Raw genomic sequence first — 15737 nt, forward strand, 5'->3', positions numbered from 1 at the left:
GTCGTGCGCCTCACGCGGGCCGCCACGGAGGGCGGCCCCTACAAACCAAACGCGAGTCCTCTCGTAGGGGCCGCCCTCCGTGGCGGCCCGCCAACCACCAATAGTTTCAACCGAGCACGGTCCTGTACGATCCTCTTGATCCCGTCCTTCATCCGCGATCCGCGTCCCATCGCTTCTCTGTCTTTCAAACTACCGCGTGCGGTTCCCCGCGGCGCGCGGTATGCTCGCGTCTACCGTCACTTCCCACCCCTCGCCCGACGGAGCACGACCCCATGACCGACCTTCCCACCGACGAGACCCGCCGCGAGTTCCTCCACGCCGGCGTCGCCGCCACGGCCGCGGCCGCGATCGGCGCCGCCTCCGCGAGCGCCGACGACAAGAAGCCCGGCGAAGGGCTGCCGATGCGGCCCATCGGCAACACCGGCGCCCGCGTGTCGATCCTGTGCCTCGGCGGGTGGCACATCGGCGACGTCAAGGACAAGGACGAGGCCGTCAAGATCATGCACGCCGCCATCGACGAGGGGGTGAACTTCTTCGACAACTGCTGGGACTACCACGACGGCGGCAGCGAAGAAATCATGGGCCGGGCGCTCGCGGCCGACGGCGGCAAGTGGCGCAAGAAGGTGTTCCTGATGACCAAGGTGTGCTCCCGCAAGGGGCCGGAGGTCCGCAAGCAGATCGAGGACAGCCTCAAGCGGCTCCAGACCGATGTCATCGACCTGATGCAGATGCACGAGATCAACTGGGACAACGACCCCGAGTGGGTCGCCGAGCAGGGCGGCCTCGCCGAGTTGCTCAAGATGCAGAAGGAGGGGAAGGTGAAGCACGTCGGGTTCACCGGGCACAAGTCGCCGCACATCCACCTGAAGATGATGCCGGTCCACAAGTGGGACACGGTCCAGTGCCCGATCAACGTGTGCGACCACTTCTACCGCAGCTTCGCGCAGCAGGTGATCCCCGCGGCGAAGAAGCAGGGCACGGCGGTGATCGGCATGAAGGCGCTCGGCGGCGGCAAGGGGAAGATCGTGAAGGAGGGCGTCGCCACCGCCGAAGAGTGCCTGCGGTTCGCGATGTCGCAGGACGTGGTCTCGGTCGTCAGCGGCATGGACTCGATGGACGTGCTGAAGAAGAACGTCGCCACCGCCCGGAACTTCAAGCCGATGCAGGGCGACGAACTCGAGAAGCTGCTGGCCAAGGTGAAGCCGCACGCCGGCGACGGCCGCCACGAGCGGTTCAAGAGCACGATCGACTTCGACGGCCCGTACCACCGCAAGCAGCACGGGTTCGACGAACCGCCGAAGTGAGAAGTCAGAGGACAGAGGACAGAGGGCAGACGGCAGAAGACAGAGCAAGAAGCCTTCGCTGCTTCAACTCTGTTCTCTCTTCCTGATTTCTGTCCTCTGACTTCTGACCTCTGTCCTCTTCTTCCCTCACTCCGGCACGGTCAACACCTTCAGCTTCGGCTCGCCGTCGGTGAGTGTGCCCATGGTCGTGAGCAGCGCCTGCGTGTGCTTCTCCTTGAGGTGGGCGGCGAGCGCCTCGACGCTCTTGAACTGCTCGTACATGATGAACATCTGCGGCTGGTCCGGGTCGCGGTTCAGGTAGTACGCGACGCACCCCGGCTCCTTGCGGGTCGCGATCAGGCACGGCGCGATCGCCTCCTCGGCCTCCTTCTCCTTGCCCGCCTGGACCTTGAACTCGACGATCAGCGCGAACGGCTTCTTCGCGTCCTTCACCTTCCCCTTCACCAGCTTGACGACCGGGTGCTCGTCCTCGGCGCGGGCCGTCGGGGCGAGCGCGAGCACCAGCGCGAGTGCGGGGGCGGCGAACAGCAATCGGGTACGCATGGGAACCTCTGGCGGGTGGGACGCGGGGCGCGTCGGTGCGGGTGAACCGCGGCGGCCCTTGCCTCGAACGCGGTCACGGGTGATTCTATCTGCTCGTCCCGTGAACCCAACCGAGCGCCGAAATGTCGGAACCCACCAGCCCGAGGGCGGACGCCCCCGGCTCGCCCGAGCCGCCCCCGCACCAGCCGTTCGTGCCCGCGGCCGAGTCGCCGCCGGAGTTCACCCTGCCGGCCGTCCTCGCCGGGACGGTGCTGGGCATCGTCTTCGGCGCGTCGTCGCTGTACCTCGTGCTCAAGGTCGGGCTCACGGTCTCGGCGTCGGTGCCCATCGCGGTGCTGTCGATCACGCTGTTCCGGGCCATCTCGAAGGCGTTCAACGTCCGCAAGACGACGATCCTCGAGAACAACGTGGTGCAGACCGCGGGCAGCGCCGGCGAGAGCATCGCGTTCGGCGTCGGCGTCACCATGCCGGCGCTGCTGCTCCTCGGATTCGAGATGGACCCGGTCCGCGTGATGACCGTGTCGGTCCTCGGCGCGGTCCTCGGCATCCTCATGATGATCCCGCTGCGGCGCGCGTTCATCGTGAAGCAGCACGGGAAGCTGATCTACCCCGAGGGGACGGCGTGCGCCGAGGTGCTGGTCGCCGGCGAGAAGGGCGGCGCGACCGCGAAGATGGTGTTCGTCGGGTTCGGCATCGCGCTCGTCCACAAGTTCCTGACCGCGGCGACGAAGCTGTGGGCGGCCGAGCCGGCGACGAACCTGTACCGCACCGACGAGGCGACGGGCACTCGCACCGGAATCAACGGGTCCGAGGTCCGCGGGGAACTCGCCCCCGAGTTGCTCGGCGTCGGGTACCTCATCGGCCCGCGGATCGCCTGCCTCATGATGGCCGGGGCCGTGCTGTCGTACCTCGTCCTCGGCCCGGCCATCGCCACGTTCGGTGCGAAGCTCGACGAGCCGGTCGCCCCGGCGAGCCGGAAGGTCGCCGACGCGCCGGGGCACCTCGCGGTCGCGGGCGGGTTCGTCGTCCCGGCCGTCGAGATGGCCCGGGACGCGGACGCCGGTCTCATCAAGAACATGGAGCCGGACGACATCCGGCGGACGTACCTGCGGTTCATCGGGGCCGGGGCGGTCGCGGCCGGCGGCATCATCAGCATGTTCCGGGCGCTGCCGCTGATCTTCGGGTCGGTCGCCGCCGGGCTCCGCGATCTGCGGGCGAGCCGCGCCGCGGGCGGGGCCGTCGCGGCGGCCCGCACCGACCGCGACCTGCCGATGACCGTGGTCCTCTGGGGGAGCGTCGCCCTCATCCTGATCCTGGCGGCGGTCCCGCAACTGGGCCTCGGGCTGAACTTCCAGGGGCTCGTTGGGGCCGGAATGATCCTGCTGTTCGGGTTCCTGTTCGTCACCGTGTCGAGCCGGCTCACGGGCGAGGTCGGCAGTTCGTCGAACCCGATCTCGGGCATGACCATCGCGACGCTGCTGCTCGTGTGCTCGATCTTCTACGTCCTGGGCCAGCGCGGGCACGAGGCGATGCTGACGGCCCTCACCGTGGCCGCGGTCGTGTGCATCGCCTCGAGCAACGGCGGCACGACGTCACAGGACCTGAAGACGGGCTACCTCGTCGGCGCGACGCCGTCGAAGCAGCAGTGGGCCATCCTGATCGGCGCGGTCACGTCGGCGCTGGTGATCGGCCTGACGATGCTCGCGCTGAACGCGGCCGGCGCGCACTACACGAAGCAGGGGGTGCCCGCGGGCGTGGTGCTGAAGGTTCCGGCCGACGCCCCCCGCGAGGCACCCGGCCGGCCGTACGACCGCGACGAGGAAGGGAGCGACGGCAAGCCCGGCTGGAAGGCCGACGCGAACACGTACCGCGTCACCCACGCCCGCGACGGCGAGTACGAGGGGCTCGCGGCCGGCCGCTATCTGGTGAGCGACGCCGGGACCCCGGTGTACCGCACCGACCTGCCGATCTCCCGCGAGTTGAAGACGATGGACAACGACAAGGACGCCCCGAAGGAGTTCACGGCCCCGCAGCCGCGGCTGTTCGCGAACATCATCGAGGGCATCCTCGGCGGCACCCTCCAGTGGGCGCTCATCCTCATCGGGGTGATGGTCGCACTGGCCCTGGAGCTGTGCGGCGTGTCGGCCCTGCCGGTTGCCGTCGGCATGTACCTGTCGTTCGGGTCGACGCTGCCGATCTTCGTCGGCGGCGTGGTACGGTGGGTCACCGACCTGCTCCGCGGCAAGCCGAAGTCGGACGCCGAGTCCGAGACGAGCCCGGGGGTGCTGCTGGCCAGCGGGCTCATCGCCGGCGGGACGCTGTGCGGGCTCGTCATCGCGTTCTTCGCGTTCCTGCCCGACGGGTTCAACGACGCGATCAACCTCGGGATGCACCTGTTCGGCGAGAAGAACGCGAAGGGCGACGCGGAGTGGAAGCCCGACGAGGTGGCGTGGGCGAAGGTGGTGTCGGTGGTGATGTTCGGGGCGCTCGCGGCCGTGCTGGTGTACGTCGGCACGCGGAAGGAGCGGGCGTAGCCATCAACGGCGAGCGGGGGGCGTGAGCCCCCCGCGTACTGCGCCCGTCACTCAAAGAACGCGGGGGGCTCACGCCCCCCGCTCGCCCGAGTCGCCTTACCGTCGGGGCGGGGGGCTGCCCCCGCCGCCGGGCGACTTGGTCATCACTTCCTGGGCGCGGCGCTCGAACTTCTTCAGGTGGTCGCGGAGGTTCGCGTCGCCGCGCTGCATGAGTTCGAGCTCGTGCTGGATCTCGGCGCTGAGGCGCTTGAGTTCGGTCTCCTGGCGGGCGAGCAGCGACCGCTCCTTGGACATGGAGACCTCCATGTCGCGCATCTGCTTCTCGAGCGCCTCCTCGTCCTCGCGGAGCTGCGTCCGCTCCTCCTGGAACCGCTTCCGGTCCTGCTGGAGCTTGGCGTTCTCCTTCTCCAGTTCGTCGGCCCACTCCTCGAGTTCGGTGCGGGTCTTCGGGACCGGCGGGGGCGGGGCCAGTTCGCCCCGGGCGATCTGCTCCTCGATCGCCATCAGCTGCGCGTTCAGCTCGGAGATCTGGTTTTCCTTGTCGGTCAGGGCCGCCTCGAACTCCTTCTCCTTCTCGACGAGCTTGTGCTCCGACTCGCTCGCCTCCTGGAGCAGGTGCTTCATCTCGTCGAGCAGCTTGCGGAGCTCCTTGTTCTCGGACCGGAGCCGCTGGGCCTCCTGCGCCGCCTGGGCCGCGGCCTGCGCCGCGCCGTCGTCGTAGCGGGGCTGCTGCTCGCCCCCCTGGCCGTCGGGGGGCATCCCGTAGCCGGGCGGGGGACCGTAGCCCGGGGGCGGGCCGTAGCCGGGCGGGGGGCCGTAGCCCGGGGGCGGGGCGTAGCCGGGCGGGCCGTAGCCCGGGGGCGGGCCGTAGCCCGGGACGGGGGCCGGGCCGGTCGGCCGCCACCCCTGCGGGGGCCGGGCCATCGGTTCGGAGACCACGGGCACCTGCGGGACGCCCCCGCGGGCCTGCGGCGCCTGCGGGCCGGACTTGCTCCCGGGCATCCGCAGTTTCGTCAACAGGTTCTGCTGCGGGGCCGCGGGGGCGCGGGGGAGCGGTTCGGGGTCGGGCTCGGGCTCCGCTTCGAGCTCCTGCTCGTCCTCGGGCTCCGGCAGGGCACCCGGCTTGGGCGTGTTCATCGGAGCCGCGGGCGGTCCCGACGACAGGAGCCGCGCTCGGAGCGCCGCTGCTGACATGGCCGGGGTCGGTTCGGATGGGTTGGGTGACATGCGCGCGTGTTCTCGGAAATGGCGTGCGATCGGGTCGAGAAACCTCGCCGGGGCGGTGTGCCGCGCCCGGGGGCCGAGGGGGCTGCTTGGCCGGCAGCCGCGTCGGAAAAATCCTTCGATCCTGCCTCAATCAGCGTAGGTCGTCCGAAACTGTAAGTCAACTCGAAAGGCGGGGTTGCTACCACCGCCCCACTTGCCGGAACCGCCCGGGCGTTCTCACCCCTCGTGGCGACCGGGACGCCCGCCGGCCGACAACCGGCACGGCTCGCCCAGATTTCCCGGCCGGTCGTGCGGGTTCGGCCGGGAGAAGGGCGGGTAACCCGATGCCCGGCGCACTGTTCCGGTGAACCCGCCAACGGCGGCCGAGGCGGACCGTTACACCGGGTAGACTTGCCCACGGGGACTGACGCGGTTACCGGGGTCGGGGTTGCGGACGGGGGCGGGACGGGTCAAAATTGTACCCGCACCTCCCGGGGCCGCGGCCCCCGCGAACCGGCGATACCTGTGGCACCCCCCGGGAACCGTGTCTGACACTCGGGCCACCTTTGTTACTCACCCGGACGGGGCGACCGCGACCGCCCCCCGTCCACCAGTAGGAGCGCAGGGCATGACCTTCCTGAAACGCCTTCGGGTGCTGCCCGTGGTGCTGGGGGTGGCCGCCACCCTCACCGCCCTCGGCACATCCCTGTTCGGCGACGTCCGACCGGGGGTCGCCCCCGCCAAGTCGGGCGACCGCCCCGACGGCGGCCGCGTCGTCGAGGACCTGGTCCTCACCAAGTTCAGCAAGCTCCCGGCGCTGACCTACCAGCCCCGGGACGGCGAACTGCTGTTCGCCTGGCAGGTGAAGCCGACCGTCGACGCCGGCCCGGCCCGCCCGCGCGACGTCCTCGTGGTCGTGGACGCCTCGGCCAGCCAGGCCGGCCGCCCGCTCCAGCAGGCCCGCCAGGTGCTCAGCGGCCTGACCGACGCCCTCGGGGCCGGCGACCGCGTCAGCGTGTGGGTGGCCAGCACCCCGGCCGCGACCCGCCCCCTCACCAAGGGGTTCCTCGCCGCGAAGGCCGACGAGGTCCGCGAGGCCGCCGTCGCCCTCACCGAGGTCGAGTACGGGTCCGGCGCGACCGACCTCAAGACCGCCCTCTCCAGGGCGCTGGCCACGATCGCCCCGGCCCGCGGCCGGCAGCAGGTCGTGCTGCTCCTCGGCGACGGCGACAGCGCGTTCAGCCCGGTCACCGAGGACGAGCGGCTCGCGCTCGGCACCCGGATGGACAACGCCGACGTCGGGTTCTTCGCCGTGCCCCTGGGCGTGAAGGTGAACCCGCAGAACCTGCACGGCCTGGCCGCGCAGACCGGCGGGGCCGTCGTCCGCGTGCAGGAGGACCTCGCCAACCCGACCAAGCGGGGCGAGTTCGTCGCCCGGCTCGTCGCCGCGATCGACACCCCGGTCGTGAAGGTGGACAAGTTCAAGTTCGGGGCCGAGGTCGGCGAGGTGTACCCTACCAAGCTCCCGCCCCTGCGGGCCGACCGGGCCACGCTGGTGATGGGCAAGATGGCCCGCCCGGTCGAGGCCGTGACCCTGACGGTCAACGGGTTCGCCGCGGGCCGCCCGGTCGCCCTGAGCCTGAGCGAGAAGCTCCCGGCGGCGCAGATCGACCACTTCTTCCTGAACATGATGCTCGACCAGTGGCGGGACGCGCCCCACAAGGACGCCCCGGCCATGCTGCAATCGGACCGCGCCCTGGCGCTCGCCAGCACGCAGGTGAAGCTGTACAAGGAGGAGTTCCTCGTCCAGGCGGTGTGGGCCATCACCCAGTCGCAGTGGGACGACGCGGGCAAGCTGTTCGGGGCCGCCAAGAAGATCGACCCGAACGACGAGGAGGCGGTCGCCGGCCTCGCCCTGCTGGAGAAGCTCAAGGCCGGGAAGCTGAACAAGAACGAGGTCCAGCACCAGATCGCCGCCGTGCAGACGGTCCGCGAGCTCGTCCACCAGGGGGTCGGGCTGTCGCGGGAGGAGATCGCCAAGAAGGTCGCGGCGCTGGCCAAGGTGCGCCAGGACCCGCCCGTCCCGGCCCCGGCCGGTGACGCGCCGAAGCCCCCGGCCGGCACCCCGCAGCCCGACGACGTGCTCCGCGAGGCGGCCGCCCGCCGCCAGGTCGAGGAGCAGCGGTACCGGGTGCTCGTGGACGCGACCATCCGCCGCGCCCGCCAGCTCCTCCGCACCGACCCGGACACCGCGTACCAGGACCTGAAGCGGCAGCGGGACGAGATCGCGGCCTACGACGCGATCGGCAACGCGGCCCGGGGCCAGATGACCGGCGACCTCGAAGCGGTCATGCGCGAGATCTTCCTGAAGGGGGCCGAGGTCAAGCGCCAGGCCGCGGCCGAGCGGGAGGCGATCGCCAAGACCCGCCAGCGGCTCAACGAGTTCGACCGCGCCCAGGACGAGGAGGCCCGGACCAAGAACCGGATCGACCAGTTCCGCCAGTTGATGAAGCAGGCCCGGTTCGAGCTGGCCTACCAGGAGGCCCAGCTCATGATCCAGGAGCGGGTCGCCCGGGGCCAGACGGTCCCCCCGGCGGCGGTCGCCAGCTACATCATCGGCCAGCACGCCACGCAGCTCCGCGAGTGGCGGGAGCTGGTCCGCATCCGCGAGGACCGGTTCCTGCTCACCATGATGCAGGCCGAGAAGTCGCACATCCCGTACCCCGACGAGCCCCCGGTCCACTTCCCGCCGGCCGCCGTGTGGCGGGAGCTCACGTCGCTCCGCCGCGACGCGTACCTGAACTCGAACCTCGGCCCGTCCCCGACCCAGTCGCAGCTCCAGCTCCGGAGCCTGATCGAGGACCAGGAGGTCCAGCTCGACGAGGGGAACCTGAACGACATCCCGCTGTTCGAGCTGCTCCAGAAGCTCTCGAAGCGGTACGCGGTCTCGTTCGTCATCATGGAGGAGAACTTCAAGGCCGAGCAGGTGAACGACATCAAGGAGAAGAAGCCCAACCTCGCGGCCACCCAGCTCCGCGGGCTCAAGCTCGGCACGTTCCTCGACATCGTGCTCCTGTCGATGAACGCGACGTACATCGTCCGCCCGGACTACGTCGAGATCACGACGTTCAGCCGCCGCCTCGAGGAGAAGGTGACCCGGGTGTTCCCGGTCGCCGACCTGGTGATCCCGATCCCCAGCTCGGTGAACCAGCAGACCCTGACCCAGAACCTCCAGTTCCAGCAGTCGCAGCTGGCCATCTTCGGCCAGGTCATCGGGGCCGCGAACTTCTTCGGCAACAACGGCGGCGGGGGCCAGTTCGGCGGCGGCGGGGGCCAGTTCGGCGGCGGCCAGAACGGGGCCGGCGGCCAGAACGGCGTGCTCGCCATGCTCGGCCAGGGGAACCCGGCCCAGCAGAACCTCGGGTTCGGGGCCGGCGGCCTGGGCGTCGGCGGCGGCCAGCTCGGCCAGTTCGGCAACCTCGGCGGCCAGTTCGGCATCCAGGGCGGCGACCAGAGCCAGCTGCTCCTGAACCTCATCAAGGAGACGGTGGCCCGCGGCGAGTGGGCCCAGGACCCCAACGCCGGCGTCCCGGTCGACCCGAACGCCCCGATGGAGGCCCCGCTGCTGGCGGCCAACCAGCTCAACTCGCTCGGGTACTACCCCCCGGCCCGCGCCCTCATCATCCGGGGCACGAGCCGGTACCACCCGGCCGCGTCGATCAAGCTCAAGAAGGCCGAGGGCATGGCGCTCGGCCCGGTGAACCCGCGGAACCCCAACGCGGTCGCCGGGAACGACCCCAAGACCCCGAAGAACCCGCCGGCCGCGGTCGCGGCCGCGAAGCCGGGGCTCGTGAACCCGAAGGTCGACGAGGTGGCGCTCCGCAAGAAGCTCGGCAACGACCCGAAGCAGATGTGGAACGCGGCCATCGACATGACCGTGACCGACCCGGGCCTGATCGTCGCGGCGGCCGAGTTCCTCATGGAGCTGGACGAGTTCGGGCACGCGAGCGAGGTGCTCAAGGGCGCGCTCCGCAAGGGGCTGGCCACCGACGACTGGGTCCACGAGTCGCTGGCCGTCGCCCTGGCCGCCACCAAGCAGGCCGACGCCGCCGAGGTCGAGCGGGCCGCGGTGTCGGGGATCGACCTCGACCCGGGCGACGCGAAGGCGTACCTCAAGGCCGCGCGGGCCGAGGCCGACCTGAAGAACCACGCCCAGGCCGTGGCGTTCTGCAAGCGGGCCGCCGAGTGCGCCCCGGACCAGCCGACCGCCTACGCCAACGCCCTCGCCTACGCCGAGGCCGGCAAGGACGTGACCACCGACGCCGTGGTGTGGGCCGTCAAGGGGCTCCAGGCCCGCGACTGGAACACCACCGACGGCATCAACTACCACGACCAGGTGAAGGCCCGCCTGCCCCGGCTCGTGGAGAAGGCCGAGAGGGCCGGCCAGAGGGCCGACGACCTCCGCAAGGCGATGACCGAGCACACCCAGCGGGACCTCGTCATCGAGCTGCTGTGGCAGGGGGCGGCCGACCTCGACCTCGTCGTCGCCGAGCCGAACGGGTCCGTGTGCTCCGCGACCCACAAGCGGACCTCGGGCGGGGGCGTGCTCAAGTGCGACGTGCTCGGCCAGGGCGGGGACCGGGCCGAGCAGTACGCCGCGGCCCTGGCGTTCAAGGGCACCTACACGGTGACCGTGAAGCAGGCGTTCGGCAAGCCGATCGGCGGCACCGCCACCGTGAAGGTGACCAAGTTCAAGGGCACCCCGAAGGAGTCGCACGACCTGTTCACGGTCAACCTGAGTGACCCGAAGCCGGTCGCCGTGAAGCTCGAGGCGGGCGCGCGGACCGAACTGGCCGCGGTCTCCGCCGACGTCGACGCGGTCCTCCACACCGACGAGGCGCGGGCCGAGGCGACCCGCGCCCCCGAGACGTCGGGGTTCGGCGGCGGGTTCGGCGGCCCGGCGGCGGGCACGGCCACCCGGGTCGGGCCGACCCTCCAGGGCGTCAACGAGGCGACCGAGAAGCGGTTCCCCGGGCTCGGGGCCAGCGCCGACCTCCGGGCCTCGGTGAAGGTGAACGCCGCCCGCCAGACGATGGACTTCCACGTCAACCCGGTGTTCGGCACCGGCAAGGCGGTCACCATGCCCAAGGTCGCCCTGATCCCGGGCTCCGAGGCGAGGTGACGCCGCACCGCAGTAAACCGGGTTCGACCTGAACCTTCTTTCCGCCCGGGGGCTCTAACCCCCGGGCGGATTCCGTTTTGGTGTTTCGTTTTCAAGTTCAGGTGTTTAGTGTCTACAGAACAGGCTTTGGCGCCCGCGGTGCGAACCGGTCACGATTCCCGAACCACTCCCACCCGAAGGGGAACGCATATCAGCAGAGCATTCGACACCCAGCGGGACGACATGTCGGTCGCGTCCGAGCGGGCGGTCCTGGTCAGCGTCGCGCTGCCCGACCGGCCGTGGCTCTCCGACGACCCGTGCGACGAGATCCGCGGGCTCACCGACGCCGCCGGCGCGACCGTGGTCGGCGAGCTCACCCAGAAGCGGCACGAGGTCCAGCTCGCGACGTACATCGGCACCGGCAAGCTCGGCGAGCTGACCGAACTGGTGCAGAGCAGCGACGCCGACGTGGTGATCTTCGACAACGACCTGTCCCCGGCCCAGGCCCGCAACCTGGAGAAGGTGGTCGGCGTCAAGGTGCTCGACCGCAGCGAGCTGATCCTCGACATCTTCGCGACCCGCGCCCAGACGGTCGAGTCGCGGCTCCAGGTCGAACTCGCGCAGCTCGAGTACTCGCTCCCGCGGCTGAAGCAGATGTGGACCCACCTGTCGCGGCAGAAGGGGGGCGGCATCGGGCTGCGGGGGCCGGGCGAGACGCAGCTCGAGAGCGACCGCCGCCTGGTCGGCGGCCGGATCCGCGACCTGAAGGCGAAGCTGGCCGAGGTCCAGGCCCGCAAGGAGCGCGAGGTGAAGAGCCGGGCCGGCGAGCACACGGTCTCGCTGGTGGGCTACACGAACGCCGGCAAGTCGCACCTGATGAACACGCTCACGAAGGCGGGGGTCCACGTCAAGAACCAGTTGTTCTCGACGCTCGACACCCGCACCCGGCAGTGGCACGTCCGCGACTGGGGCCGGGTGCTGCTGTCCGACACGGTCGGGTTCATCCGCGAGCTGCCCCACCACCTCGTCGCGTCGTTCAAGGCGACGCTCTCGGAGGCCCGGCACGCGAAGCTGCTGCTCCACGTCGTGGACGCGAGCAACCCGCAGGCCGAGGAGCACGTCCGGGCGGTCAACGAGGTGCTGAAGGAACTCGGGTGCAGCGACAAGCAGACGGTCCTGGTGCTGAACAAGATCGACAAGGTGACCGACCAGGCGGTCCTGAAGGTGCTGGAGGCGCACCACCCGCGGGCGGTGGCCGTGAGCGGGCTGACGGGCGAGGGCGTGGGCCTGCTCGAGGACGCGGTGATGGAGGCGCTGGCGGCCGAGTTCGCCGACGCCGAGGTGGTGGCCGAGGCGGGCAACGGGAAGGTCCTGGCGTTCCTGAACGCGCACGCCGAGGTTTACCGCCAGGAGTTCCGCGACGAGTCGAACGAGGTGGTGATCCGGTGCCACCTGCCGCGGCACCTGCTGCACCACATCGCCGGCCCGACGGTGCAGGTGCGGTTCCTCGACCGCGACCGCGACCGCCCCGCGACCCCGCCGCCCCCGCTCAGCGAGGCGGTGTAAAGTCTCGACAACTTACAACGGCCCCGGCTCCCCGGGGCCGTTGTCGCGTTCTCAGGCGGCGCTGGCGGGTTCGGACGGCTTGCGGAACCGCCGCCGGACGAACCCGCCGAAGCCCAGCGCCGCGACCGCCACACCGAGTACCGCCGCGGGCTCCGGCACCGGAACGGGGGTAAACAGAAGCTGCACGCCACTGCTGGGGTTGGTCACCAGGGTCCACTCGGACGAATCGAAGTGGCCCAGGTCGGAAATGCTGAAGTTGCTCTCGTGGAAATTCTGGGTCGAACCACCGTTTGCGACTCGGATGACGGTGTAGTTATTCGCGCCTAGGCTTCTTAAAGTGGCGACATCCTCGGCCGAAAGGGCCGAAAGATCAAGTCGCAGGCGTGCGCCGGTGTTTGGGGTAGCATCGATCGTAATCGCTCCTGGGTCGGCCGAGAGCAAGCTGATGTCATACAAACTTGTCCCAAATAGTTTGACGGAGTAAGTTGACCCGCTCCCGAACGCAAGGCTAGTCGCTACGTTGAGCCCTGGAGACAGGGTAGACGATCCCCCCTCAACCGTTCCGTTTGATCCGATAGTCGCCGCACCTATCAGTGTGCCGCCGCCGTGCAGCGTTTGCGTCGTCGCGCCCCCGAATGTGTAATTCCCACCGTTCGTTCCGGCGACGTTCAACGTGGCGCCACTCCCGACGATAATGGTGGGACTATTGTTGATCGACCCGTTGTCGATGAGTGCAAGGGTACCGCTATTGATCGTAGTCGCTCCCGAATAAGTATTTGCACCCGAAAGCCGAATCTGCCCCATTGCGCCCGGGATCGCAGCAATGGTAAGTCCGCCAGAGGTGTTCGAGATCACTCCACTGAACGTCGTCGTCCCATCGTTGCCGATCGTCAGCGTTCGAGTAGTGTTGCCAAGAGAGACTGCGTTCGCGAAACTGAGTGCTGCGGTGGAACTCGCAGGGGCGGTTTTAGAGCCGAACTGTACGTCGCCGCCAATGACTATCCCACCTCCATATTTCGCACTCGTCATGCTGCGATTAGCATTAGATGCGACCACTCCACCATTAAGTGTCAAGACGTGGGACGCGCCTGCCCCCATCGCATCTACCCCACGCATGATTACTGTCCCTGAGTTTAGTGTGAACCCTCCGGTATAAGCACCACCAACCAGAGCAAGCGTTCCACTCCCAGACTTCATGAAACCGGTTCCGGATGAGGTCGAGAAGACTTGAGTAGAAAAGTCGAGAGTCGACCCCGATCCAACATTGATGGTGCGAACGTTGCCCCCGGTTCCCACGGTCCCAGAATTGCCGGTGAAAGCTATCGTCACACTGCTCGAAACCGTAATATCGCCAACATCTACAGATCCTGTCGATCTCATTCCCGAGAACGTGTAACTCCCAGAGGTGAAAGAGACTGGATTGTTCGCCGTATACGCGGAGACGTAACTCGGCCCATCGGTTGAATTGTTCCAACGATTCGTGTTCCACAACCCAGTTGCGGTTGTAGACGTGTAGGAGGGCTGTCCCTCCGCCCTCTCGCCGAGGGCGCAGAGCGTCACGAACGCGATGCACAAGCGTAGCGTCTTCACGGGGTCACTCCTGCGGGCCGGGAGAGCGGCGGGGTGCGAGTGCGTTGGTCGGCCGGTCGGTGGCCGAAGTGCGTCCCAGCTTACCAGGCTCTCAGTAACGTCTCAACGACCCAGGTGTGAAGATTCGCGGAGCGAAGTGGGTATTGTTATCCTGCGGCTGTTCACTTCGCGGACACGCGGCACCACAATTGCTCTGGCACCCTCTCGCGAAGCTCGCGCATACCGCCCTTGGCCGCCGCACGACGTGGTAACTGCCCATGGACCCCTGGCTCGTCCGCCTCGACCACCGCTCCTCCTCGTACTCGATCCTCGCGACCCTCGTCGTCGTTGCGCTGGTCGTCGCCGTGGTCTACCAGAGCGGGCTCCTCGGGTGGGCGCTCGGCCTGTTCGGGCGGCTCACCCGCTGGGGCGTGCGCACCGGGTTCCGGGTCTGGGAGCGGGCCCTCTCGTGGGCCGACTGGACCGTGTACGCCGGGCTGTCCGCGGGGCTGCTCGTCCTGGGCGCGCTCGCGGCCGACGCGCAGCCGTGGGTGGCGCTCGCGTGCGCGGCGGTCACCCTCGTCATGGGGCTGGCCTCGTGCCTCGCGTACATGTTCATCGACATCGAGCGGTACGAGGTCGAGCGGGGCCGCAAGGCCGTCCACAACCCGACCAAGGGGCAGGCGCTCGCCACCACCCTCGCCCGCTACGGGCACCGCGTCGGGCTCCCGCTTCTGGCCGTCGCGACCGCGAGTGTCATCTGCGGGTTCTCGCTCCTGAACCAGGCGCTGTACGAGACCGTCGGGGCCCACTGGTACCGCGTCGAGGACGACGGTCGCCCCGCGTTCGTGGACTTCCTCGCCTACGCGCTCATCAACCTGCTGAGCCTCGTGGACGTGCTCAACGTCGCCGACTCGCGGCGGCTGGTCCACACCGCGTTCGTGCAGAAGGCGCTGTGGCCCGCGGCGGTGCTGCTCGCGGCGTTCCGGTCGTTCTTCACCCTGGTGCTGCTGCAACAGGTGTTCGCGTCGGTGCGACAGGGGCGGATCCTCGCCGAGACGATCACCGACTTCTGGAGCCCGCACGAGCCGATCCACGACCGCGCCCGCAACGCCCTGCCGCAGTTCGGCGTCGCCGCCATCAGCCCGCTGCTCCTGTCGCTCCGGGAGATGGACTCGCTGACCAAGGAGCAGCGGGACCGGCTCCCGCAGGTGCTCGCGGCCATCGGGCCGTCCACCGTGCCGACGCTCGTCGAGCACCTAAGCGACCCGCACGAGCACGTCCGGGCGGTGGCGGCCGGCACCCTCGGGCTGTTGCAGGCGCGCGAGGCGACGGCGGAGATCGCGGCGGCGGTCGGGGACGCGAGCGACCTCGTGCGGCTCAGCGCGGCCGAGGCGCTCGGGCGGATCGCGGCGGCCGAGGTGAAGGCCGAGCGGGCGCGGCTGGTGCAGCGGCCCCGGCACTCCCGCCGCCGGTGGCACCTGTTCGGTCGCCGGCCCGCGGCCGAGGTCGCCGACCCGCTCGCGGTGGCCATCGACGCGCTCCAGCAGGCGCTGGGCGACCCCCTCGCGGCGGTGCGGTGCCAGGCCGCCGACGCGCTCGGCCGCATCGGGTCGCCGGCCGCCGGGGCCGCGGGGCACCTCGTGCCGCTCCTGAGCGACGCCGACGAGACGGTGCGGTGCCAGGCCGCGGGGGCGATGGGCCAGGTCGGCGGGCCGGCCGAGTCGCTCCTGAGCTGCCTCGACGACCCGGCCGCGGGCGGGCCCGCCCCCCCCCCGCACGGGGGCAAGCGCCAAGGGGGGCGCCCCCACCCCGCCGGGGCGGAGTTGGTGGAACAGGACCCCGCCCCCCCCG

Annotated in this window: 8 protein-coding genes and 1 pseudogene; 5 read left to right on the forward strand and 4 right to left on the reverse strand. The window is 69.8% G+C overall.

Going from position 1 to position 15737, the window contains the following annotated elements; genetic code table 11:
* Positions 1 to 272 precede the first annotated feature (272 nt).
* Complete coding sequence (locus ACTIGN_RS03260) at positions 273 to 1304, forward strand: aldo/keto reductase (RefSeq protein ID WP_439621274.1); 1032 nt, start codon at positions 273 to 275, stop codon at positions 1302 to 1304.
* A gap of 126 nt (positions 1305 to 1430) precedes the next feature.
* Here the strand turns inward: ACTIGN_RS03260 and ACTIGN_RS03265 are convergent, their stop codons facing one another.
* Positions 1431 to 1847 (reverse strand): putative quinol monooxygenase, encoded by a 417-nt coding sequence (locus tag ACTIGN_RS03265; protein ID WP_439621275.1) that lies wholly within the window; start codon positions 1845 to 1847, stop codon positions 1431 to 1433.
* Positions 1848 to 1969: 122 nt separating this feature from the next.
* Here ACTIGN_RS03265 and ACTIGN_RS03270 point away from each other — a divergent pair, with 122 nt between their 5' ends.
* Positions 1970 to 4381, forward strand: a complete 2412-nt coding sequence (locus ACTIGN_RS03270; RefSeq protein ID WP_439621277.1) for an OPT family oligopeptide transporter — start codon at positions 1970 to 1972, stop codon at positions 4379 to 4381.
* A 96-nt stretch (positions 4382 to 4477) separates the two neighbouring features.
* On the opposite strand, the gene ACTIGN_RS03275 is transcribed toward ACTIGN_RS03270, so the two are convergent.
* Positions 4478 to 5518 (reverse strand): hypothetical protein, encoded by a 1041-nt coding sequence (locus ACTIGN_RS03275; RefSeq protein WP_439621279.1) that lies wholly within the window; start codon positions 5516 to 5518, stop codon positions 4478 to 4480.
* A gap of 697 nt (positions 5519 to 6215) precedes the next feature.
* Here ACTIGN_RS03275 and ACTIGN_RS03280 point away from each other — a divergent pair.
* Both ACTIGN_RS03280 and hflX read left to right on the forward strand, forming a co-directional pair.
* Positions 6216 to 10769, forward strand: a complete 4554-nt coding sequence (locus tag ACTIGN_RS03280; protein ID WP_439621281.1) for a VWA domain-containing protein — start codon at positions 6216 to 6218, stop codon at positions 10767 to 10769.
* 222 nt (positions 10770 to 10991) lie between these two features.
* Positions 10992 to 12314, forward strand: a complete 1323-nt coding sequence (gene hflX, locus ACTIGN_RS03285) for a GTPase HflX (protein WP_439621283.1) — start codon at positions 10992 to 10994, stop codon at positions 12312 to 12314.
* Between the two features lie 51 nt (positions 12315 to 12365).
* Here the strand turns inward: hflX and ACTIGN_RS03290 are convergent, their stop codons facing one another.
* Positions 12366 to 13343: an autotransporter-associated beta strand repeat-containing protein gene (locus ACTIGN_RS03290; RefSeq protein WP_439621300.1), complete on the reverse strand. Its 978-nt coding sequence runs from the start codon at positions 13341 to 13343 to the stop codon at positions 12366 to 12368.
* A 99-nt stretch (positions 13344 to 13442) separates the two neighbouring features.
* Positions 13443 to 13694, reverse strand: a pseudogene (locus ACTIGN_RS03295) (hypothetical protein); the annotation flags it as partial.
* A gap of 467 nt (positions 13695 to 14161) precedes the next feature.
* On the opposite strand from ACTIGN_RS03295, the gene ACTIGN_RS03300 reads away from it, so the two are divergent.
* Positions 14162 to 15737: HEAT repeat domain-containing protein (locus ACTIGN_RS03300; protein ID WP_439621285.1), on the forward strand; the 1576-nt coding region annotated here is incomplete at its 3' end.

It is taken from the genome of Gemmata sp. (genome assembly GCF_051859125.1).
Taxonomy (GTDB): domain Bacteria; phylum Planctomycetota; class Planctomycetia; order Gemmatales; family Gemmataceae; genus Gemmata.